Source organism: Pseudomonas sp. FA117, from assembly GCF_057370475.1.
Genome location: NZ_CM170675.1, coordinates 59051 through 79565 on the forward strand (window position 1 = coordinate 59051; position 20515 = coordinate 79565).

Sequence of the window (20515 nt, forward strand, 5' to 3'; positions counted from 1 at the left end):
CGGATTGCAGGAGACAGGACATGAGTGCAGTGATCGACGAGCACGGCCATGACCACGCGCACGGTCCGGCCAAGGGCCTGATGCGCTGGGTGCTGACCACCAACCACAAGGACATCGGCACGATGTACCTGTGGTTCAGCTTCGCCATGTTCCTGCTTGGCGGCTCGTTCGCCATGGTGATCCGCGCCGAGCTGTTCCAGCCCGGGCTGCAGATCGTGGAGCCGGCATTCTTCAACCAGATGACCACCATGCACGGGCTGATCATGGTGTTCGGCGCGGTGATGCCGGCGTTCGTCGGCCTGGCCAACTGGATGATCCCGCTGATGATCGGCGCGCCGGACATGGCCCTGCCACGGATGAACAACTTCAGCTTCTGGCTGTTGCCGGCGGCGTTCCTGCTGCTGGTCTCGACCCTGTTCAGCCCCGGCGGCGGGCCGAACTTCGGCTGGACCTTCTACGCCCCGCTGTCGACCACCTATGCCCCGGCCAGCGTGACCTTCTTCATCTTCGCCATCCACCTGATGGGCATCAGCTCGATCATGGGCGCGATCAACGTCATCGCCACCATCCTCAACCTGCGCGCACCGGGCATGACCCTGATGAAGATGCCGCTGTTCGTCTGGACCTGGCTGATCACCGCCTTCCTGCTGATCGCGGTGATGCCGGTGCTGGCAGGTGTGGTGACCATGATGCTGATGGACATCCACTTCGGCACCAGCTTCTTCAGCGCAGCTGGCGGCGGCGACCCGGTGCTGTTCCAGCACGTGTTCTGGTTCTTCGGCCACCCCGAGGTGTACATCATGATCCTGCCGGCCTTCGGCGCGGTCAGCTCGATCATCCCGGCGTTCTCGCGCAAGCCACTGTTTGGTTACACCTCGATGGTCTACGCCACCGGCGCGATCGCCTTCCTGTCGTTCATCGTCTGGGCGCACCACATGTTCGTGGTCGGCATCCCGGTGGTGGGCGAGCTGTTCTTCATGTACGCGACCATGCTGATCGCCGTGCCTACCGGGGTGAAGGTGTTCAACTGGGTCAGCACCATGTGGCAGGGCGCGATGACCTTCGAGGCACCGATGCTGTTCGCCATCGCCTTCGTCATCCTGTTCACCATCGGCGGCTTCTCGGGGTTGATGCTGGCCATTGCGCCAGCGGACTTCCAGTACCACGACACCTATTTCGTGGTCGCCCACTTCCACTACGTGCTGGTGCCCGGCGCAATCTTCGGCATCTTCGCCTCGGCCTATTACTGGCTGCCGAAATGGACCGGGCACATGTACGACGAAACCCTGGCCAGGCTGCATTTCTGGCTGTCGTTCATCGGCATGAACCTGGCCTTCTTCCCCATGCATTTCGTTGGTCTGGCCGGCATGCCGCGGCGGATTCCGGACTACAACCTGCAGTTCGCCGACTTCAACATGATCTCGTCCATCGGCGCATTCATGTTCGGCGCCACGCAGATCTTCTTCCTGTTCATCGTCATCAAGTGCATCCGCGGCGGCGCGCCGGCCCCGGCCAAGCCCTGGGATGGCGCCGACGGGCTGGAGTGGTCGGTGCCTTCGCCTGCGCCCTACCACACCTTCCAGACCCCGCCGGAAGTGAAATAGGAGGCCGATGCCATGACCGGCCTGTCGCTCAGACGCCTGGTACTGCGCCTGCTGATGCTGACGGTGGTGATGTTCGCCTTCGGCTTCGCCCTGGTGCCGATCTACGACGTGATGTGCAAGGCGTTCGGCATCAATGGCAAGACCGGTGGGCAGTACGAGGGCAGCCAGGTCAGCGACCCGTCGCGCACGGTGCGGGTGCAGTTCATGTCGACCAACGCCAGCGACATGGTCTGGGACTTCTACTCCACCGCTGATCAGCTCGAAGTGAATCCGGGTGCGGTGAACCAGATGGTCTTCATTGCGCGCAACCCGACCGACCGTCCGATGAGTGCCCAGGCGATACCCAGCATCACCCCGGCCGAGGCGGCGGCGTATTTCCACAAGACCGAGTGCTTCTGTTTCACCCAGCAGGTGCTGCAGCCCGGCGAGCGCATCGAGATGCCGGTGCGCTTCATCGTTGATCGCGACCTGCCGGGCAATGTGAAGCACCTGACCCTGGCCTACACCTTGTTCGACATCACTGCGCGTCATCCGCCGGTCGCCCATGCCGCGGTACCGGACGCTCAGGGCGCCCGTTGAGGGAAGGAGAACAGCAATGGCAAGTCATGAGCACTACTACGTTCCGGCGCAGAGCAAGTGGCCGATCATCGCCACCATCGGGCTGTTCATCACGGTGTTCGGCCTGGGCACCTGGTTCAACGACCTCAAGGCCGGGCACCCGGAATCCCACGGGCCGCTGATCTTCTTCGTCGGCGCGCTGTTCCTGGCCTACATGCTGTTCGGCTGGTTCGGCGCGGTGGTCAGGGAGAGTCGCGCCGGCCTGTACAGCGCGCAGATGGACCGCTCGTTCCGCTGGGGCATGAGCTGGTTCATCTTCTCGGAGGTGATGTTCTTCCTGGCCTTCTTCGGTGCGCTGTTCTACGTGCGGGTGCTGGCCGGGCCGTGGATCGGTGGCGACGGCGCCAAGGGCGTCACGCACATGCTATGGCCCAACTTCGAGTTCGTCTGGCCGTTGCTGCACACCCCCGACCCGAAGTTGTTCCCGCCGCCGAAGGACATCATCAACCCCTGGCACCTGCCGCTGATCAATACCATCCTGCTGGTCAGCTCCAGCGTCACCATCACCTTCGCCCACCATGCCCTGCGCAAGGCGCATCGCGGCGCATTGAAGCTGTGGCTGGGGCTGACCATCCTGCTGGGGCTTTCGTTCCTGGCGCTGCAGGCCTACGAATACTACGAGGCCTATGTGCACCTTGGCCTGACCCTGGGCTCCGGGATCTACGGCGCGACCTTCTTCATGCTCACCGGTTTTCATGGTGCACACGTCACGCTCGGTTCCTTGATCCTGATCGTGATGTTCGTGCGCGTGCTGCGCGGGCATTTCGAGCCGGACAAGCACTTCGGCTTCGAGGCGGCGAGCTGGTACTGGCACTTCGTGGATGTGGTGTGGGTGGGGCTGTTCATCTTTGTCTACGTGCTTTGACGACGAAGATGGCCTCGTCGTGGGAGCAACGGTGATTCAGAACGGCGCGTGCGACACCAGCTGCCCGCTGATGAAACCCCAGGCCACGAGGCCGACGGTCAGGGAGGCGAGGATGACGCGCACGGTCAGGGCCTTGAGCAGGCGGGTCGACTGGTCGTCGTCCTTGACCAGAAACACCAGGCCACTGAACAGGCTGGCGATGGTGGCCAACAGCATCAGGACAATCGCGGCCTTGAGCATGGCGAAACTCCGGGGGGGATGCAGTGATGTGGACAAGTATAGCGATCTACCGGGCGAGGCTGCGGTGAGGCCGTTTCGCCCGGGGCTGGTCCCGACCCTGGTGGTGTTCGCACTGCTGCCGGGGCTGATCGCCCTTGGCTGCTGGCAACTGCGCCGGGCCGAGGAAAAGCGCCAACTGCTCGACAGCTACGCCGAGCGGCGCATCGAGGCGCCGGTGGCCGTGGCGCAGCTTGTGCAACTGCCCGATCCGGCCTTCTATCGCGTTGATCTGTTCGGCCAGTTCGATGCCGAACACAGCCTGCTGCTGGACAACCGACTGCGCGACGGCCAGGCCGGTGTCGAGCTGCTGCAACCCTTCCACGACCAGGCCAGCGGCCAGTGGTTGCTGGTCAATCGCGGCTGGTTGCCGTGGCCGGACCGCCGCGTACCTGTGCGTTTCGACACCCCGGCCCAGCCCTTGGCGTTGCAGGCCACGGTCTATGTCCCACCAGGCAGCACCTTCCAGTTGCACCCCGACCCGCCCGGCGGCCAGTGGCCGCACCTGCTGACCGCCCTCGATCCCGCACAGCTCTGGCAGCAGTTGGCGCGCGAAGGCTTCGCCCATGAACTGCGCCTGGAACCAGGCCCTGCCAGCTATCGGCTGGAGTGGCCGATCGTCGCCATGGGCCCGGAAAAACACCTCGGCTATGCCGTGCAGTGGTTCGCCCTGAGCACGGCGCTGGTACTGCTGTACCTGTATTTCGGCTGGCACAACGACAAAAAGGAGAAGCGCCATGGCCGCCGCCACGAGTCCACTGGACGTGCCTGAGGGGCGCAAGTCCCGCACCCGCGGGCGCTTGCAACTGATCCTGATCCTGCTGGTGACCCTCGGCCCGATGATCCTTGCCACCAGCATGTACAAGCTCAAGTTCTGGGTGCCGGACGGGCGCAGCTATCACGGCGCAATGATCGGCAATGGCCAGGGCCTGGCCGATATCGGCATCCAGGCCCAGGACGAGCGCTGGCAATTGCTGGTCAGTGCGCCGGACGCCTGCGCCGAGGACTGCCGGCAACTGGTGTACCTCGCCCGGCAGATCCAGATCGGCCTAGGCCGTGACGCCAGCCGCGCCAGCCACGCGCTGGCAGCCGCAGTACCGCTGGCGGGCGACTACCAGGCACTGCTCGAACGTGAGTATCCGCAACTGCAGCGCTATGCGCTGGATGCCGGGCGCTATCGGAGCAAGGTCGACGAGCCCGGGCCGCAGCTGTGGATCGTCGACCCCCACGGCAACCTGGTGCTGCGCTACGACGCCAAGGTCAAGGGCAAGCATGTGCTCGACGACCTGCGCCACCTGCTCAAGCTGTCCAACATCGGCTAGGAGGCCAGCATGGCCAGACCCGGTTACCGACTCGCGGTGTTCGCCACCCTGCTGGCACTGGTCGTCGTCTTGCTCGGCGCCTACACCCGCCTCACCCACGCCGGGCTCGGCTGCCCCGACTGGCCCGGCTGCTATGGCTTCATCGGCGTGCCCAAGAGCGATGCGCAACTGGCCCATGCCGAGCTGCACTTCCCTGAACATCCAGTGGAAGAGGCCAAGGGCTGGGCTGAGATGGTGCATCGTTATTTCGCTGGCACCCTGGCGCTGGTCATCGCCTGGTTGGCGATAGGGGCGGTACGCCGTCATGGTCGCGATGGCGGGCCGTATCGGCTGCCGCTGCTGTTGCTGGCCGTGGTGCTGGCCCAGGCGGCGTTCGGCATGTGGACGGTGACCCTCAAGCTGTGGCCGCAGGTGGTCACCGCGCACCTGCTTGGCGGGTTCACCACCCTGAGCCTGTTGTTGCTGCTGTCACTGCGTCTATCCCGGGCCTTTGCGCCGTTGCCCAAGCTGCCCTTGAGCCTGCGCCGGGCCGCTGCCCTGGCACTGCTGGTGGTGATCGGGCAGATCGCCCTGGGCGGCTGGGTGAGTGCCAACTACGCGGCGGTGGCCTGCATCGACCTGCCGACCTGCCATGGTCAATGGTGGCCGGCGGCAGACTTCAGCAATGGCTTCCACCTCACCCAACACGTAGGCCCCAACTACCTGGGCGGGCAGCTCGACAGCGATGCGCGCACGGCCATCCACATCAGCCATCGCCTGGGCGCGCTGATGGTCGTGGTGGTGCTGCTGACGCTCAGTTGGAAGCTGCAGCGCAATGGCCTGGCCGGCCTGGCCAGGCTGGTGCTTGCGGCGCTGGCGCTGCAGGTGGGGCTGGGCATCGGCAACGTGCTGCTGCACCTGCCGCTGGCCGTGGCCGTGGCGCACAACGCCGGCGGCGCCCTGCTGCTGCTGACCATGGTGCTGGTGAACTACCGCATCCGCGTGGTCGACAAGGTGCGCGTGGGCCTGGGCTGGCGTCTGCGGCCGGTAACGCCCGTGGGCCTCTCCCATCACCTGAGGAACGATTCGTGGCGACGCTTCTGAGCCAAAGCCGGCAGCGCGCCGGTTGGCGCGATTACCTGGAACTGACCAAGCCCAAGGTCGTGGTGCTGATGCTGATCACCTCGCTGGTGGGCATGTTTCTCGCCACCCGTGCCGGGGTGCCGTGGACGGTGCTGCTGTTCGGCAACCTGGGCATCGGCCTGTGTGCCGGCGGCGCGGCGGTGGTCAATCACGTGGTGGATCGGCGCATCGATGCCTTGATGGCGCGGACCTGCAAGCGGCCGGTGGCCAAGGGACGGGTGGCGCCCTTGCCCGCCCTGGCGTTTGCCCTGGGCCTGGCGCTGGCCGGGATGGCGCTGCTGCTGGCCTTCACCAATCCGCTCACCGCCTGGCTCACCCTCGCCTCCCTGTTGGGCTATGCCGTCGTCTACACCGGCTTCCTCAAGCGCGCCACGCCGCAGAATATCGTGATCGGTGGCCTGGCCGGCGCGGCGCCGCCGTTGCTGGGCTGGGTCGCGGTCAGCGGGCACCTGAGCGCCGAGCCGCTGTTGCTGGTGCTGATCATCTTCGCCTGGACGCCACCGCATTTCTGGGCCCTGGCCATCCACCGCAAGGAGGAATACGCCAAGGCCGAGATACCCATGCTGCCGGTGACCCATGGCGAGCGCTACACCAAGCTGCACATCCTGCTCTACAGCCTGATACTGCTGGCGGTGAGCCTGCTGCCCTATGCCATCCACATGAGCGGCCCGCTCTACCTGGGCTGTGCCCTGTTGCTGGGGCTGCGCTTTATCCAGTGGGCCTGGGTGTTGTACCGTGGCACTCGGCCGCACGCGGCGATCGGCACCTTCAAGTACTCTGTCGCGTACCTGTTCCTGCTGTTCATCGCCCTGCTCGTTGACCACTACCTGTTGTTGAACCTATGACCCGAACCCAGAAAACCGTCTTCATCCTCGTTGCCCTGGTCGCGCTGATCATGGGCCTGACCGTCAACAAGGTGCTCAATGGCCGCGGCGAGGCCAACCCGGCCGAGCTGATCGATGCCGGCATCATCCTCCTGCCGCAGAGCCGCAGCGTGCCGCAGGTGACCATGAACGACCAGAACGGCCAGCCGGTGGCGCTGGATCAGTTGAAGGGCAAGTGGTCGTTGCTGTTCTTCGGCTACACCTACTGCCCGGACATCTGCCCGACCACATTGGCGCAGCTGCGCCAGGTGAAGAGCGAGTTGCCCAAGGCGGCGATCGACCGCTTGCAGGTGGTGCTGGTGAGCGTCGACCCGAACCGCGACACGGCGCAGCAGCTCAAGCAGTACCTGGGCTACTTCGACAAGGATTTCGTCGGGTTGGCGGGTTCGATCGAGGATACCCAGAAGCTGGCCAATGCCCTGAGCATTCCGTTCATCCCGGCCGATACCAGCAAGCCGGGGTATACCGTCGATCACAGCGGCAACCTGGCCATCGTCGGGCCGGACGGTCGCCAGCGCGGGTTCATTCGCGCGCCGTTCAACAATCAGAAGCTGGTGGCGCAGTTGCCGGGGCTGGTTGGTCGCGACTGAACCCGAAAAGCATCGCGGGGCAAGCCCGCTCCCACCGGTGGGAGCAACTGTCATGCTCAAAAGCTGAAGAGCAGCCCAATCCCTGTGGGAGCGGGCTTGCCCCGCGATCGGGCCGCACAGCGGCCCCGTGAATAGCGGCTTAGAACGCCGGCACCACAGCGCCCTTGTACTTCTCGGTGATGAACTGCTTCACCTCAGGCGAGTGCAGCGCCTGCACCAGCTTCTTCACCGCGTCGGCATCCTTGTTGTCTTCACGGGTGACCAGGATGTTCACGTACGGCGAGTCGTTGCCTTCGATGGCCAGGGCGTCCTTCTCAGGGTTGAGCTTGGCTTCCAGGGCGTAGTTGGTGTTGATCAGCGCCGCATCGACCTGGGTCAGCACGCGCGGAATGGTGGCCGCTTCCAGCTCGCGGAATTTCACACCCTTCGGATTTTCAGCGACATCCTTCACGGTCGACAGGATGTTGGTGTTGTCCTTGAGCTTGATCACACCGGCCTTGTCCAGCAGCAGCAGGGCGCGGCCGCCGTTGGTGGCATCGTTGGGGATGACCACGGTGGCGCCGGAAGGCAGCTCGTCGAGCTTCTTGATCTTGCTCGAGTACACGCCCAGCGGCTCGATATGCACGCCGGCAACGCTGACCAGGTGGGTGCCCTTGGCCTTGTTGAATTCATCCAGGTACGGCTGGTGCTGGAAGAAGTTGGCGTCCAGGCGCTTCTCCGCCACCTGCACGTTCGGCTGGATGTAGTCGGTGAATTCCTTGACCTTCAGTTCCACGCCTTCCTTGGCCAGCTGCGGCTTGACGAAGTTGAGGATCTCGGCGTGCGGCACCGGGGTGGCGGCAACGGTCAGGGTTTCGGCGTGGGCCGAAAATGCCGCGACAGCGGCGACGACAGCGAACAGCTTTTTCATCGATCACTCCTTGTGAGGGCTGCGATGGCCCCCGTTCGGGGCGGCCTGGCCGACCCTTGTTGGCTTATTTACGGGAAAAATGCACCACCAGCCTGTCGCCGACGCTCTGCAGCACCTGCACCAGCACCAGCAGCAACACCACGGTGACGATCATCACGTCGGTCTGGAAGCGCTGGTAGCCGAAGCGGATGGCCAGGTCGCCGAGGCCGCCGGCACCGACCACACCGGCCATGGCGGTGTAGGACACCAGGGTGATGGCGGTGACGGTGATGGCGGCGAAGATGCCCGGGCGGGCTTCCGGCAGCAAGGCATTGGTGATGATCTGGCGGGTGGTCGCGCCCATCGACTGTGTGGCTTCGATGATGCCGCGGTCCACCTCGCGCAGGGCGGTCTCGACCAGGCGCGCGAAGAACGGCGTGGCGCCCACCACCAGCGGCGGGATGGCACCGGCCACGCCCAGCGAGGTGCCGGTGATCAGCACGGTGATCGGGATCATCACGATCAGCAGGATGATGAACGGCAGCGAGCGCAGGATGTTGACGATCAGCGACAGCAGCGCATACACGCCGTTCTGCTCGAACATCTGCCGCGGGCCGCAGAGGAACAGCAGCACGCCCAGCGGCAGGCCGAGCAGCACGGTGAACAGCAGCGAACCGAACAGCATGATCAGGGTGTCGCCGGTAGCGAGGGAGATCTCGGACCAGTCGACGTTGGCGAAGAAACTCAGGGCGTCCATCAGCGCAGGACCTCCATGTGTACGTCAGCGGCCTTGAAACGGTCGAACGCTGCGTCGATGTTGCCGCCGGTGACGGCGAGTGTCAGTTGCCCGTAGGGGACATCCTTGATGCGGTCGATACGGCCGGCCAGGATGCTGTAGTCCACCCCGGTTTCACGGGCCACAGTGCCCAGCAGTGGTGCGTAGGTGGCTTCGCCCTGGAAGGTCAGGCGCACGATGCGGCCCGGCACATGGGCGAAATCGTCGCGCTGGTCGCCTTCGTCGACCTGCTCGTCTTCCTGGACGAAGCGCTTGGTGGTCGGGTGCTGCGGGTGCAGGAACACATCGGCCACCGGGCCCTGCTCGACGATCACCCCGGCGTCCATCACCGCCACGCGGTCGCAGACCCGACGGATCACGTCCATTTCGTGGGTGATCAGCACGATGGTCAGCTTCAGCTCACGGTTGATCTCGGCCAGCAGTTGCAGCACCGAGGCGGTGGTCTGCGGGTCGAGGGCGCTGGTGGCTTCGTCGCACAGCAGGATCTTCGGATTGGTCGACAGCGCCCGGGCGATGCCCACACGCTGCTTCTGGCCACCCGACAGCTGCGCCGGATATTTCCTTGCGTGGTCCGACAGGCCGACGCGGGCCAGCAACTGGCTGACGCGCTGGTCGATTGCGCTGCGCGACAGCTCGCCTGCCAGCACCAGCGGCAGGGCAACGTTGTCGGCCACGGTTTTCGAAGCCAGCAGGTTGAAGTGCTGGAAGATCATGCCGACCTGCTGGCGGAAGCGCCGCAGCTGGTTGGCGTCGAAGGCGGTGACGTCTTCACCGTCGACGATGATCTTGCCGCCGGACGGCGCTTCGAGGCGGTTGATCAGGCGCAGCATGGTGCTCTTGCCGGCGCCGGAGTGGCCGATCAGGCCGAACACCTGGCCATCTTCGATGGTCAGGCTGGTCGGATTCAGGGCGGGGATGTCCCTACCGGCAACGCGGTAGGTCTTGTGCACATGTTGGAACTCGATCACGTAGCGAACCTTGTGGGGCGCATGGAATTTGGGGGCAGCGGTAAGCTGGGGTGGCGCATTTTAGCCTTTTCCCATAGTTGTTCTTAGCATTTATTTCGTATTCGACCAATCGATCCGGCATAACACGACAACCGGTAATCCTGATGGAACGCTTGGGGAAAGCCCTCAGTCACTACTTGGACAAGCCCGAATGGGCAGCCTGATGACTGATGAGGAGAGCCAAGATGTCGAGCAACAGGACGGATGCGCCCAAGCAGAGCGAACTGGCCGGTACCCAGACGCCCGACCGCGCCAACACCAATGCCAAGCTGCAGAGCCTGGAACAAGACCGCAACGACGCCACTGGCCAGGCGCTGCGCACTAATCAGGGCGTACGCATCGCCGACAACCAGAACACCCTCAAGGCGGGTGCGCGCGGGCCTTCGCTGCTCGAAGACTTCATCATGCGCGAGAAGATCACCCACTTCGACCACGAGCGCATCCCGGAGCGCATCGTGCACGCCCGCGGCACCGGTGCCCACGGTTATTTCCAGAGCTACGGCGACCACAGCGCACTGACCAAGGCCGGCTTCCTGCAGGATCCTGAGAAGATCACTCCGGTGTTCGTGCGATTTTCCACGGTGCAGGGCCCGCGTGGCTCGGGTGACACGGTGCGCGATGTACGCGGCTTTGCCGTCAAGTTCTACACCGATGAAGGCAATTTTGACCTGGTTGGCAACAACATGCCGGTGTTCTTCATCCAGGACGCGATCAAGTTTCCCGATTTCGTGCACGCGGTGAAGCCTGAGCCGCACAACGAGATACCTACCGGCGGTTCGGCCCATGACACGTTCTGGGACTTCGTTTCGCTGGTGCCCGAGTCGGCGCACATGGTGATGTGGGCCATGTCCGACCGCGCCATTCCGCGCAGCCTGCGGATGATGGAAGGCTTCGGCGTCCACACCTTCCGCCTGGTCAACGCCGAGGGCGTGGCCAGTTTCGTCAAGTTCCACTGGAAGCCGCGCCAGGGCGTGCACTCGGTGTTGTGGGACGAGGCGCAGAAGCTTGCGGGCAAGGACACCGACTATCACCGCCGCGACCTGTGGGAGGCCATCGAGACCGGTGACTACCCCGAGTGGGAGCTGGGCGTGCAGATCGTGTCGGAGGAAGACGAGCACAAGTTCGACTTCGACCTGCTCGACCCGACCAAGATCATCCCCGAGGAACTGGTGCCGGTGACGCCGCTGGGCAAGATGGTGCTCGACCGCAATCCCGACAACTTCTTTGCCGAGATCGAGCAGATCGCCTTCTGCCCGGGGCACATCGTGCCGGGCATCGACTTCAGCAACGACCCGTTGCTGCAGGGGCGGTTGTTCTCCTACACCGATACCCAGATCAGCCGGCTGGGCGGGCCGAACTTCCATGAGATCCCGATCAACCGGCCGGTGGCGCGCAATGACAACAACCAGCGCGATGCCATGCACCGCCACACCATTCACAAGGGCCGCGCGGCCTACGAGCCCAACTCCATCGATGCCGGCTGGCCCAAGGAAACCCCGGCAGCGCCGCAGGACGGCGGCTTCGAGAGCTACCAGGAGCGCATCGACGCGCACAAGATCCGCCAGCGCAGCGAGTCGTTCGGCGATCACTTCTCGCAAGCCCGGCTGTTCTTCCACAGCATGAGCGAGAACGAACAGCAGCACATCATCAAGGCCTACAGCTTCGAACTGGGCAAGGTCGAGCGCGAGCACATCCGCGCCCGCGAGGTGAACGAGATCCTCGCCAACATCGACCTGAAGCTGGCGGCGGCGGTTGCGGAGAATCTCGGATTGCCTGCACCCAAGGCCGGCACGGTGAAAACCAAGGCATCGAAGCTCAAGCACTCGCCTGCGCTGAGCCAGATGAATCATCCGGGCGATGTCGGGATCAAGGGGCGCAAGATTGCCGTGCTGGTGGCCAATGGCGTGGATGGCGGCAGCGTCGACAGGCTGGTGAAGGCGCTGGAGGCCCACAGCGCGCGCATCCTGTTGCTGGGGCCGACCTCGGCGCCGGTGAAGACTGCCGAGGGCCAGGCGCTGGCGGTGGATGCATCGATGGAAGGCATGCCGTCGGTGATGTTCGACGGGATTCTGGTGCCAGCCGGCAAGGCCTCGCTGGATGCACTGGCCGCCAGCGGCGTGGCCAAGCACTTCCTGCTCGAGGGCTACAAGCACCTCAAGGCCATCGCACTGGCCAAGGACGGCAAGGCGCTGCTGGATACGCTGGGGCTCAAGGCGGACCAGGGGCTGTTGCTGGGGGATGACCAGAAGACTGTGGAGGCCTTCGTGAAGGTGGTCGAAGGGCATCGGGTGTGGGCGCGGGAAGCCGCTGCAGAGGCGATTCCGGCTTGATGCCGTAGCATCTGTTCGCGGTGAACCCGCTCCCACAGGTTATGTGGGAGCGGGTTCACCCGCGAAGTGTCGACGCCGACTCAGCGTTGATGCGGTACCAGCACCACCTGCGCCGGCAAGGCCCGCTGGATCTCGTGTTTCTGGCGGAGCGCGAAATCAGCATCGAGGCGTTTAACCCGCTTGTGCAGCAGGGTCTTGAGCCACGGTGCATCCTGGGTGCGCGGCACCTGGAACACCACTTCGCACTGATAACTCACCACATCGGCAGCGATGTCATCGAGTTGCCGGCGCATGGCGGCAATATCCGTGGTTTTCAGCGCGATGACCGTGCTCGGTGCCGATGGATCGATGACCCGTGCCTTGGGTTTCGACTCGGCCGCCTTGAGCGCCGCCTCGGCCTTGTCCAGCTCGGCCTGGCGCGCCTGGGCCACGGCATCGCCACCGGTCAGCGCCGGTGCCTGGGGCATGAGGGCGCGGGCCCGGGCCAGTGCGGTGGCTGCAGCGTTGACATCACCCTTCTGCAGGACGATCTGGCTGCGTTGCAGGTAGGCTTCGGCGAGCTGGCGCTGGTATTGCTCCACGCGTGCATCGCTCGGCGACTGGGCCTGCAGGCTGGCGAGCTGGTCTTCGGCGGTGGCCAGCTCATTGCTGGCGATGCTCTGCTGCAATTGCTGCCAGGCGTCAGGCTGCACAGGCGCGACCGGCTGCTCGACCGGGGCGCTGGAACAGGCGGCCAGGAACAGGGAAAACGCGGCAACAAGCAGATAACGGGAGGCGAACGGCTTCATTCCTGCGACTCTCTATTTGCGCAAAAAGCGAGCAAGTCTACACCCAGGTGCGCACGCTCGAAAACAAGTCTTACAGACCCTTTACGGGTGAAAAGGTTGCAGGGTGCGTCAGACAGCACCCTGAAAAATGTCAGCGTTTGGGCAATGCCAGGCTAAGCAAGAATAGCACTGCAGCGCAGACCACGATCGATGGACCGGCAGGCGTGTCCTTGAACCAGGACATCGCCAGCCCGCCGCAAACGGCTGCGACACCCAGCAGGCTGGCGCCCAGGGCCATCTGCTCGGGCGACCGGGCGTGACGTTGTGCCGCGGCGGCCGGAATGATCAGCAGCGAAGTGATCAGCAGCACGCCGACGATCTTCATCGCCACCGCGATGACCACTGCGATCAGCAGCATCAAGGCCAGGCGCAGGGCTGCCACCGGCAGGCCTTCGACCATCGCCAGCTCTTCGTGCACGGTGATCGCCAGCAGCGGGCGCCAGAGCACCGCCAGCAACGCCAGCACCAGGACACTGCCGCCAAGGATCCACGCAAGATCGGTGGTGCTGATCGCCAGCAGGTCGCCGAACAGGTAGGCCATCAGGTCGATGCGCACGTCGTGCATGAAGCTCAGCACCACCAGCCCCAGCGACAGGGTGCTGGGTGCGAGGATGCCGAGCAGGGTGTCGGAGGCCAGCGGCTGGCGCTGCTGCAGGGTCACCAGCAGGATCGCCAGCAGCAGGCAGCCGACCGTTACCGCCAGCGTCGGGCTGACGTCCAGCACGAAGCCCAGGGCCACGCCCAGCAGTGCGGCGTGCGACAGCGTGTCGCCGAAATAGGCCATGCGCCGCCAGACCACGAAGGAGCCCAGCGGGCCGGCTACCAGCGCCAGGGAAAGACCGGCAAGCAAGGCGTAGAGAAGAAAATCAGCCATGCTTGCAGTGCTCTCCGTGGACATGGGCGCCGGGGGCGATCACGGCGCCGTGCAGGTCGTGGCTGTGATCGTGATGGTGGTGATAGACCGCAAGGCTCGGGGCGTTCTGGCCGAACAGCTCGACGAACGCCGGGTCGTTGCTGACCTGCTCGGGATGGCCGGAGCAGCACACGTGGCGGTTCAGGCAGACCACCTGATCGGTGGCGCTCATCACCAGGTGCAGGTCGTGGGAGACCATCAGCACACCGCAGCCGTAGCGGTCGCGCAGGCGGGTGATCAGGTTGTACAGCTCGGTCTGGCCGACCACGTCGACGCCCTGCACCGGCTCGTCGAGCACCAGCAGCTCCGGCTTGCGCAGCAGTGCGCGGGCCAGCAGCACGCGCTGCATCTCTCCGCCGGAGACGGTCTGGATCGGGCTGTCGATCACCTGCTCGGCCCCCACCTCCTGCAAGGCCGCCAGCGCCGCGGCGCGGTCCACGCCCGGTACCAGGCGCAGGAAGCGCAGCACCGACAGCGGCAAGGTGGCGTCGACCTGGATCTTCTGCGGCATGTAGCCGATGCGCAGGCGCGGCCTGCGCCAGACCCTGCCGCTGTGTGGCTTGAGCAGGCCGAGCACGGCGCGCACCAGGGTGGTCTTGCCGGCGCCGTTGGGGCCGATCAGGGTGACGATCTGGCGTGGCGCGACCGCCAGGTCGATGCTGTCGAGCACCGCCTCGCCGCCAAAGCTGACGCCGACCTGCTCCAGGCGGATCAGCGCATCGCTCATGCGGCGCCTCGGCAGTTGCCGCACAGGCCGACCACTTCGACGGTCTGCGACTCGACGGCAAAGCCCACGGCCTTGGCGCTGGCGACGATGGCGCTGCTGATGCTGTCCTGTTCCAGCTCGATGGCCACGTGGCATTCGCGGCAGATCAGGAACTGGCCCTGGTGCTTGTGCTCGGGGTGGCTGCAACCGATGAAGGCGTTGAGCGAGGCGATACGGTGCACCAGGCCGTTTTCCAGCAGGAAGTCCAGGGCGCGGTACACGGTCGGTGGCGCCGCGCGGCGGCCGTCCTGCTCGCTGAGCACGGCAAGGATGTCGTAGGCGCCCAGCGGCCTGTGGCTCTGCCACACCAGCTCCAGCACGCGGCGGCGCAGCGCGGTCAGGCGCAGGCCCTGGCGGGCGCACAGGGTGTCGGCTTCGGCCAGGGCGCTGTGGACGCAGTGGGAATGATCGTGGGGACGGTGAGCCAGCGGCGTGATTGACATGGGCGGCGACGGTTATCGATGGAGACGTTATTATGTTACCTGTTTCTGACGAGTCGAGTATTCACCGTGTCCCGATTCCTTGCCCTTTTTGTCGCTTTCATCGCCTTTTCGGCCCAGGCCGACGTGCGCGTGCTGACCAGCATCAAGCCCCTGCAGCAGATCGCCGCCGCCGTCCAGGACGGCGTCGGCAGCCCCGACGTGCTGCTGCCGCCCGGCGCCTCGCCGCACAACTACGCGCTGCGTCCGTCCGACGTACGGAAGGTGGGCGATGCCGACCTGCTGTACTGGATCGGGCCGGACATGGAGAGTTTCCTGCCGCGGGTGCTGGGCAGCCGGAGCAAGCCGACCGTCGCCGTGCAGGCGCTGCCGGGCATGAAGCTGCGTCGCTTCGGCGAGGACAGCCACTCGCATGAAGAAGACCACGACGATCACGACCACGATCACCGCCCGGGCTCGCTCGATGCGCACCTGTGGCTGTCGTCGGTCAATGCCCGGGTGATCGCGGCGAAGATGGCCAGCGACCTCGCTGCGGCCGATCCGGCCAACGCGGCGCGCTATCAGGCCAACCAGAAGGCCTTCGTCGAGCGCCTCGATGCGCTGGACCAACGCATCAAGGCGCGCGTCGCCGGTATCGCCGACAAGCCCTACTTCGTGTTCCACGAAGCCTTCGATTACTTCGAGGCCGAGTATGGGCTGCGTCACACCGGTGTGTTCAGCGTCGCCGCCGAGGTGCAGCCGGGTGCGCAGCATGTCGCGGCGATGCGCAAGCGCCTGCAGGAAGTCGGCGCGACCTGTGTGTTCAGCGAACCGCCGATCCGCCCGCGCCTGGCCGAAACGCTGGTGGCCGGGCTGCCGGTGACCTTGGCGGAACTGGATGCGCTGGGCGGGACCGATCCGGTGGACGGCAAGGGCTACGAGCGCTTGCTGGAGAAGCTGGGCAACGACCTGGCGGGTTGCCTGGAGCATCTCTAGCGGCTGACTTGCCCCGCGATAGAGCCGCCGCGCTTATAGCGCGAACGGCAACTTCAACGCCACCTGCTGGCGCTGCACCAGCCTCACCTCGAACTCGCCCGGATCATGGATGGTCACGTCCATGCCGGCGAAGTCCCGCGCCGCGATCAGGCGCGACAGCCAGAAGCGCACGCAACCGACGCGCAACATCACCTGCCACAACTGCGCCTCGGCCGCAGTGAACGGCCGCAGCGCCGCATACGCCCCCAGCAGCGCCTGGGCACGCGGCAGGTCGATGCCACCCTCGCCGTCCAGGCACCAGTCGTTGATGGTGATCGCAATGTCGTACAGCATCGGCCCCGAGCAGGCGTTGTAGAAGTCGATCAGCCCGGTCAGGTGGGTGCCTTCGAACATCACGTTGTCGCGGAACAGGTCGGCGTGCAGGTTGGCCCGGGGCAGCGCCAGGATCTGCGCCTTGTGCGTGGTGATTTCGTCGAGCGCCGGCTGCAGCAGTTGTGCCTGTTCGGCACTCAAGTGCGGCAGCAGCTCGGCCCCGGCGGCCAGCATCCACTCCAGGCCTCGGTCGGTACGCCGCTCGATGATGCGCTCGCGGGTCGCCAGGTGAATGTGCGCCAGCAGCTCGCCGACCTGCGCGCAGTGCTGGTTGTTCGGCGCCTTGACGTGCTTGCCCGACAACCGTGGCTGCAGCAGCGCCGGCTTGCCGCACAGCTCGCGCAGGCCGTTGCCGTTGCGGTCGCGTACCGCATAGGGCACCGGCATGTCGGCGTCATGCAGCACATCGAGCAGCTCGATGAAGAACGGCATGTCCTCGGCCGGGCCCCGTTCGATCAGGGTCAGGACGAATTCCCCTTTTTCCAGGCTGACGAAGAAATTGCTGTTTTCGGTTCCGGCGGCAATGCCCTGGAAGTCGAGCAGACGGCCCAGCTCGTACGGCGCCAGAAAGGTTTCCAGCTCGGGCCGGGACACAGGGGTGAAGACTGACATGGTGAAAAGTTGCCCATACGGGCACTTCCGGCAGGAAGTGCCTGGTTGATAAGAACGATACGCGTTACAAGCTTACCATTCGAAGATTTTCCAGGACGGAATCAGCATGTCCGGCTGGTCGGATCGAATGAAATTGCCATCGGAGCCATCGGCGCGTACCAGGAAATAAGGCTTGCCGTTCTTCGGCGTGATCTTGATCGCATACAGGAAGCCGTTCTGGCGGTACTCCTGGATGGTTCTGTCGCCTTCCGTGCGAATGGTCACATCGGGATCTGCCGATGGGGCGTCGTCCGCCGCCAGCGTAACGACCGGCATGGTGGCCAGCAGGCTGAGCAGTAACAGGCGAATGGGTGTACGCATGATAACCTAAGTCCTTTTGTCGTCACTGATCCGGCTATTCTAGCTCCGGACCCGTCGAAAAGGTTGATTCTCCTCATGAGCCAAGCGCCTCTCGTCCTGGTGGACGGTTCGTCCTACCTCTACCGCGCCTTTCACGCGCTGCCGCCGCTGACCACATCCAAGGGCATGCCCACCGGTGCGGTCAAGGGCGTGCTGAACATGCTCAAGAGCTTGCGCAAGCAGTATCCGGACAGCCTGTTCGCCGTGGTCTTCGACGCCAAGGGCGGGACTTTCCGCGACGCCATGTTCGCCGAGTACAAGGCCAACCGTCCGAGCATGCCCGACGACCTGCGCGTGCAGGTCGAGCCGCTGCACGCCAGCGTCAGGGCCCTGGGTTACCCGCTGCTGTGTGTCGAAGGGGTCGAGGCCGACGACGTGATCGGCACCCTGGCGCGCAGCAGCGCGGCGGCCGGGCGCCCGGTCATCATCTCGACCGGCGACAAGGATATGGCACAGCTGGTGGACGGCCATATCACCCTGGTCAATACCATGACCGGCAGCGTGCTGGACGTTGCCGGCGTGCACGAGAAGTTCGGCGTCGGCCCCGAGCACATCATCGATTTCCTGGCCCTGATGGGCGACAAGGTCGACAACATCCCGGGTGTTCCCGGGGTCGGCGAGAAGACCGCCGTCGGCCTGCTGACCGGTATCGGCGGGGGCCTGCGCGAGCTGTACGAGAACCTCGACAAGGTGCCGGGCCTGGCCATTCGTGGCGCCAAGACCTTGCCGGCCAAGTTGCAGGAGCACCGCGACGCGGCGTTCCTGTCGTACGAGCTGGCGACCATCAAGGTCGATGTCGAGCTGGATGTCGAGGTCGATGCCCTGGTGTGCGGCGAGCCGGACCGCGAAACGCTGCTGGCGCTGTACACCGAGATGGAGTTCAAGAGCTGGATCGCCGACGTGCAGCGCGACGCCGCCCGCGTCGGTGACGCCATCGCTGCGGTCGAAGAGCCAGCGGCGCAGGTCGAGGCCAGGTACGAAACCATCCTCGAACAGGCACGTTTCGACGCCTGGCTGGAGAAACTGCGCCAGGCGCCGCTGTTTGCCTTCGACACCGAGACCACCAGCCTGGACGCCCAGCGTGCCGAACTGGTGGGCCTGTCGTTCGCTGTCGAGCCCCACGAGGCGGCCTATGTGCCCCTGGCGCACGACTATGAAGGCGCTCCGCAGCAACTGGACCGCGATTCCGTGCTGCGCGCGCTCAAGCCGCTGCTGGAAGACCCGGCCAAGGCCAAGGTCGGGCAGAATGCCAAGTACGACATCAATATCCTGGCCAACGCCCCGGTGTCGATCGACATGCGCGGCGTGGCCTACGACACCATGCTCGAGTCCTATGTGCTCGACTCCACCGCCACCCGCCACGACATGGACAGCCTGGCGCAGAAATACCTCGACCACAGCACCATCGCCTTCGAAGACATCGCCGGCAAGGGTGCCAAGCAGCTGACCTTCAACCAGATCCACCTGGACAAGGCCGGCCCCTACGCGGCCGAGGACGCCGACATCACCCTGCGCCTGCACCAGGCGCTGCAGGCACGTCTGGCCAGGACGCCGAGCGTGCTGCCGGTGCTGATGGACATCGAGATGCCGTTGGTGCCGGTGCTGGCGAGGATCGAGCGCCAGGGCGCGCTGGTCGATGCCGAGCTGCTCAAGGTGCAGAGCGGCGAGCTGGGGGTGAAGATGGCCGAGCTCGAGCGTCGGGCGTTCGAGCTGGCGGGCGAAGAATTCAACCTCGGCTCGCCCAAGCAGCTGGGCGTGATCCTCTATGACAAGCTGGGCATGCCGGTACTGAGCAAGACCGCCAAGGGCCAGGCCTCCACTGCCGAAGCGGTGCTCGCCGACCTGGCCGCCGAAGGCTACCCGCTGCCGACGGTGCTGATGGAGTATCGCTCGTTGAGCAAGCTCAAGAGCACCTACACCGACAAGCTGCCGGAGCAGATCAACCCGCGCACCGGGCGCATCCACACCTCCTACCAGCAGGCCGTGGCCGCCACCGGGCGCCTGTCGTCCAGCGATCCGAACCTGCAGAACATCCCGGTCCGCACCCCCGAGGGCCGCCGCATCCGCCAGGCCTTCGTCGCCAGCCCCGGCTACAAGCTGCTGGCCGCGGACTACTCGCAGATCGAACTGCGCATCATGGCCCATCTGGCCAAGGACGAAGGCTTGCTGCATGCCTTCCGCAACGACCTCGACGTGCACCGGGCGACGGCCGCGGAGGTGTTCGGCGTGGCCCTGGAGGCGGTCACCAACGACCAGCGGCGCAGCGCCAAGGCCATCAACTTCGGCCTGATCTACGGCATGAGCGCCTTTGGCCTGGCCAAGCAGATCGGCGTCGACCGCAAGCAGTCGCAGGACTACATCGACCGCTACTTCGCCCGCTACCCTGGCGTGCTGGCCTACATGGAGCGCACCCGCACCCAGGCCGCCGAGCAGGGCTTCGTCGAGACCCTGTTCGGCCGGCGCCTGTACCTGCCGGACATCAACGCCAAGAACCCGGCCTTGCGCAAGGGCGCCGAGCGCACCGCGATCAACGCGCCGATGCAGGGCACGGCGGCCGATATCGTCAAACGCGCCATGGTCGCGGTAGACAACTGGCTGAACGACAGTGGTCTGGATGCCCGGGTGATCCTGCAGGTGCACGATGAACTGGTGCTTGAGGTGCGTGAAGACCTGGTCGAGCAGGTGAAGGCCGACATTCGCCCCTACATGAGCAACGCCGCGCAGCTCGATGTGCCGCTGCTGGTCGAAGTCGGCGTCGGTTCGAATTGGGACGAAGCTCACTAAACGGTCTGGCGAAGAGGAGTAGGATCTGTGGCGTGGTGTCGCAGATCCGCAGGGTAGGCTCCTCGCCCCCGGTTCTGAAGATTCATGAAACTATCGCAAATAGTTTTCAAGGCTTCGGAACTAA

General features: G+C 65.0%; 21 protein-coding genes. 11 read left to right on the forward strand and 10 right to left on the reverse strand.

Annotated features, from left to right (window positions below; translation table 11 throughout):
- Positions 1–20: 20 nt before the first annotated feature.
- Genes ctaD through AC1TXO_RS00300 form a run of 3 tightly spaced genes read left to right on the forward strand, consistent with a single transcriptional unit; the run spans position 21 to position 3087 of the window.
- Positions 21–1604 (forward strand): cytochrome c oxidase subunit I, encoded by a 1584-nt coding sequence (ctaD, locus tag AC1TXO_RS00290; RefSeq protein ID WP_486404538.1) that lies wholly within the window; start codon positions 21–23, stop codon positions 1602–1604.
- Between the two features lie 12 nt (positions 1605–1616).
- Positions 1617–2183: a cytochrome c oxidase assembly protein gene (locus AC1TXO_RS00295; protein WP_486404539.1), complete on the forward strand. Its 567-nt coding sequence runs from the start codon at positions 1617–1619 to the stop codon at positions 2181–2183.
- Between the two features lie 16 nt (positions 2184–2199).
- On the forward strand, positions 2200–3087 hold the full coding sequence (locus AC1TXO_RS00300) for a cytochrome c oxidase subunit 3 (RefSeq protein WP_486404540.1): 888 nt from the start codon (positions 2200–2202) through the stop codon (positions 3085–3087).
- A gap of 36 nt (positions 3088–3123) precedes the next feature.
- Here AC1TXO_RS00300 and AC1TXO_RS00305 read toward each other — a convergent pair whose 3' ends face one another.
- On the reverse strand, positions 3124–3327 hold the full coding sequence (locus tag AC1TXO_RS00305) for a twin transmembrane helix small protein (protein WP_486404541.1): 204 nt from the start codon (positions 3325–3327) through the stop codon (positions 3124–3126).
- Positions 3328–3391: 64 nt separating this feature from the next.
- Here AC1TXO_RS00305 and AC1TXO_RS00310 point away from each other — a divergent pair, with 64 nt between their 5' ends.
- The 5 genes from AC1TXO_RS00310 to AC1TXO_RS00330 are packed head-to-tail and all read left to right on the forward strand — an operon-like array spanning position 3392 to position 7281.
- Positions 3392–4135 carry an SURF1 family protein gene (locus tag AC1TXO_RS00310; protein WP_486406923.1) on the forward strand — a complete coding sequence of 248 codons (744 nt, stop codon included), beginning with the start codon at positions 3392–3394 and terminating at the stop codon, positions 4133–4135.
- A complete protein-coding gene (locus AC1TXO_RS00315; RefSeq protein WP_486404542.1) occupies positions 4101–4685 on the forward strand; it encodes a hypothetical protein in 585 nt (194 codons plus the stop codon). Before AC1TXO_RS00310 ends, AC1TXO_RS00315 begins: the two co-directional genes overlap by 35 nt.
- A gap of 9 nt (positions 4686–4694) precedes the next feature.
- Entirely contained in the window at positions 4695–5768 is a 1074-nt protein-coding gene (locus AC1TXO_RS00320; protein WP_486404543.1) for a COX15/CtaA family protein, read from the forward strand.
- Positions 5753–6652, forward strand: coding sequence for a heme o synthase (cyoE, locus tag AC1TXO_RS00325; protein WP_486404544.1), 900 nt, complete (start codon positions 5753–5755; stop codon positions 6650–6652). Before AC1TXO_RS00320 ends, cyoE begins: the two co-directional genes overlap by 16 nt.
- Positions 6649–7281, forward strand: a complete 633-nt coding sequence (locus AC1TXO_RS00330) for an SCO family protein (protein ID WP_486404545.1) — start codon at positions 6649–6651, stop codon at positions 7279–7281. Before cyoE ends, AC1TXO_RS00330 begins: the two co-directional genes overlap by 4 nt.
- A gap of 139 nt (positions 7282–7420) precedes the next feature.
- On the opposite strand, the gene AC1TXO_RS00335 is transcribed toward AC1TXO_RS00330, so the two are convergent.
- The 3 genes from AC1TXO_RS00335 to AC1TXO_RS00345 all read right to left on the reverse strand — a co-directional run bounded on the left by AC1TXO_RS00335 (position 7421) and on the right by AC1TXO_RS00345 (position 9934).
- A complete protein-coding gene (locus AC1TXO_RS00335; protein WP_486404546.1) occupies positions 7421–8191 on the reverse strand; it encodes a MetQ/NlpA family ABC transporter substrate-binding protein in 771 nt (256 codons plus the stop codon).
- 64 nt (positions 8192–8255) lie between these two features.
- Positions 8256–8927 carry a methionine ABC transporter permease gene (locus AC1TXO_RS00340; protein ID WP_486404547.1) on the reverse strand — a complete coding sequence of 224 codons (672 nt, stop codon included), beginning with the start codon at positions 8925–8927 and terminating at the stop codon, positions 8256–8258.
- The gene (locus AC1TXO_RS00345; protein ID WP_486404548.1) at positions 8927–9934 is read right to left on the reverse strand and encodes a methionine ABC transporter ATP-binding protein; all 1008 of its coding nucleotides are present in this window, start codon (positions 9932–9934) and stop codon (positions 8927–8929) included. The genes AC1TXO_RS00340 and AC1TXO_RS00345 overlap by 1 nt, the downstream gene beginning before the upstream one ends.
- Before the next feature lie 224 nt (positions 9935–10158).
- On the opposite strand from AC1TXO_RS00345, the gene katE reads away from it, so the two are divergent.
- On the forward strand, positions 10159–12303 hold the full coding sequence (katE, locus tag AC1TXO_RS00350) for a catalase HPII (RefSeq protein WP_486404549.1): 2145 nt from the start codon (positions 10159–10161) through the stop codon (positions 12301–12303).
- A gap of 80 nt (positions 12304–12383) precedes the next feature.
- Here the strand turns inward: katE and AC1TXO_RS00355 are convergent, their stop codons facing one another.
- The 4 genes from AC1TXO_RS00355 to zur form a co-directional block, all read right to left on the reverse strand.
- Positions 12384–13091 carry a PA5502 family lipoprotein gene (locus tag AC1TXO_RS00355; RefSeq protein ID WP_486404550.1) on the reverse strand — a complete coding sequence of 236 codons (708 nt, stop codon included), beginning with the start codon at positions 13089–13091 and terminating at the stop codon, positions 12384–12386.
- A gap of 130 nt (positions 13092–13221) precedes the next feature.
- Positions 13222–14004 (reverse strand): zinc ABC transporter permease subunit ZnuB, encoded by a 783-nt coding sequence (znuB, locus tag AC1TXO_RS00360; RefSeq protein WP_486404551.1) that lies wholly within the window; start codon positions 14002–14004, stop codon positions 13222–13224.
- On the reverse strand, positions 13997–14770 hold the full coding sequence (gene znuC / locus AC1TXO_RS00365) for a zinc ABC transporter ATP-binding protein ZnuC (protein WP_486404552.1): 774 nt from the start codon (positions 14768–14770) through the stop codon (positions 13997–13999). The genes znuB and znuC overlap by 8 nt, the downstream gene beginning before the upstream one ends.
- Entirely contained in the window at positions 14767–15252 is a 486-nt protein-coding gene (gene zur, locus AC1TXO_RS00370) for a zinc uptake transcriptional repressor Zur (protein ID WP_486404553.1), read from the reverse strand. The genes znuC and zur overlap by 4 nt, the downstream gene beginning before the upstream one ends.
- A gap of 18 nt (positions 15253–15270) precedes the next feature.
- Between zur and AC1TXO_RS00375 the strand changes: the two genes are divergently transcribed.
- Positions 15271–16224: a zinc ABC transporter substrate-binding protein gene (locus tag AC1TXO_RS00375; protein WP_486404554.1), complete on the forward strand. Its 954-nt coding sequence runs from the start codon at positions 15271–15273 to the stop codon at positions 16222–16224.
- Positions 16225–16257: 33 nt separating this feature from the next.
- Here AC1TXO_RS00375 and AC1TXO_RS00380 read toward each other — a convergent pair whose 3' ends face one another.
- Both AC1TXO_RS00380 and AC1TXO_RS00385 read right to left on the reverse strand, forming a co-directional pair.
- Positions 16258–17208, reverse strand: a complete 951-nt coding sequence (locus tag AC1TXO_RS00380; RefSeq protein WP_486404555.1) for a homoserine kinase — start codon at positions 17206–17208, stop codon at positions 16258–16260.
- A 72-nt stretch (positions 17209–17280) separates the two neighbouring features.
- Positions 17281–17568: a DUF2782 domain-containing protein gene (locus AC1TXO_RS00385; protein ID WP_063542000.1), complete on the reverse strand. Its 288-nt coding sequence runs from the start codon at positions 17566–17568 to the stop codon at positions 17281–17283.
- 75 nt (positions 17569–17643) lie between these two features.
- Here AC1TXO_RS00385 and polA point away from each other — a divergent pair, with 75 nt between their 5' ends.
- Positions 17644–20391, forward strand: coding sequence for a DNA polymerase I (gene polA / locus AC1TXO_RS00390; RefSeq protein WP_486404556.1), 2748 nt, complete (start codon positions 17644–17646; stop codon positions 20389–20391).
- Positions 20392–20515 lie beyond the last annotated feature (124 nt).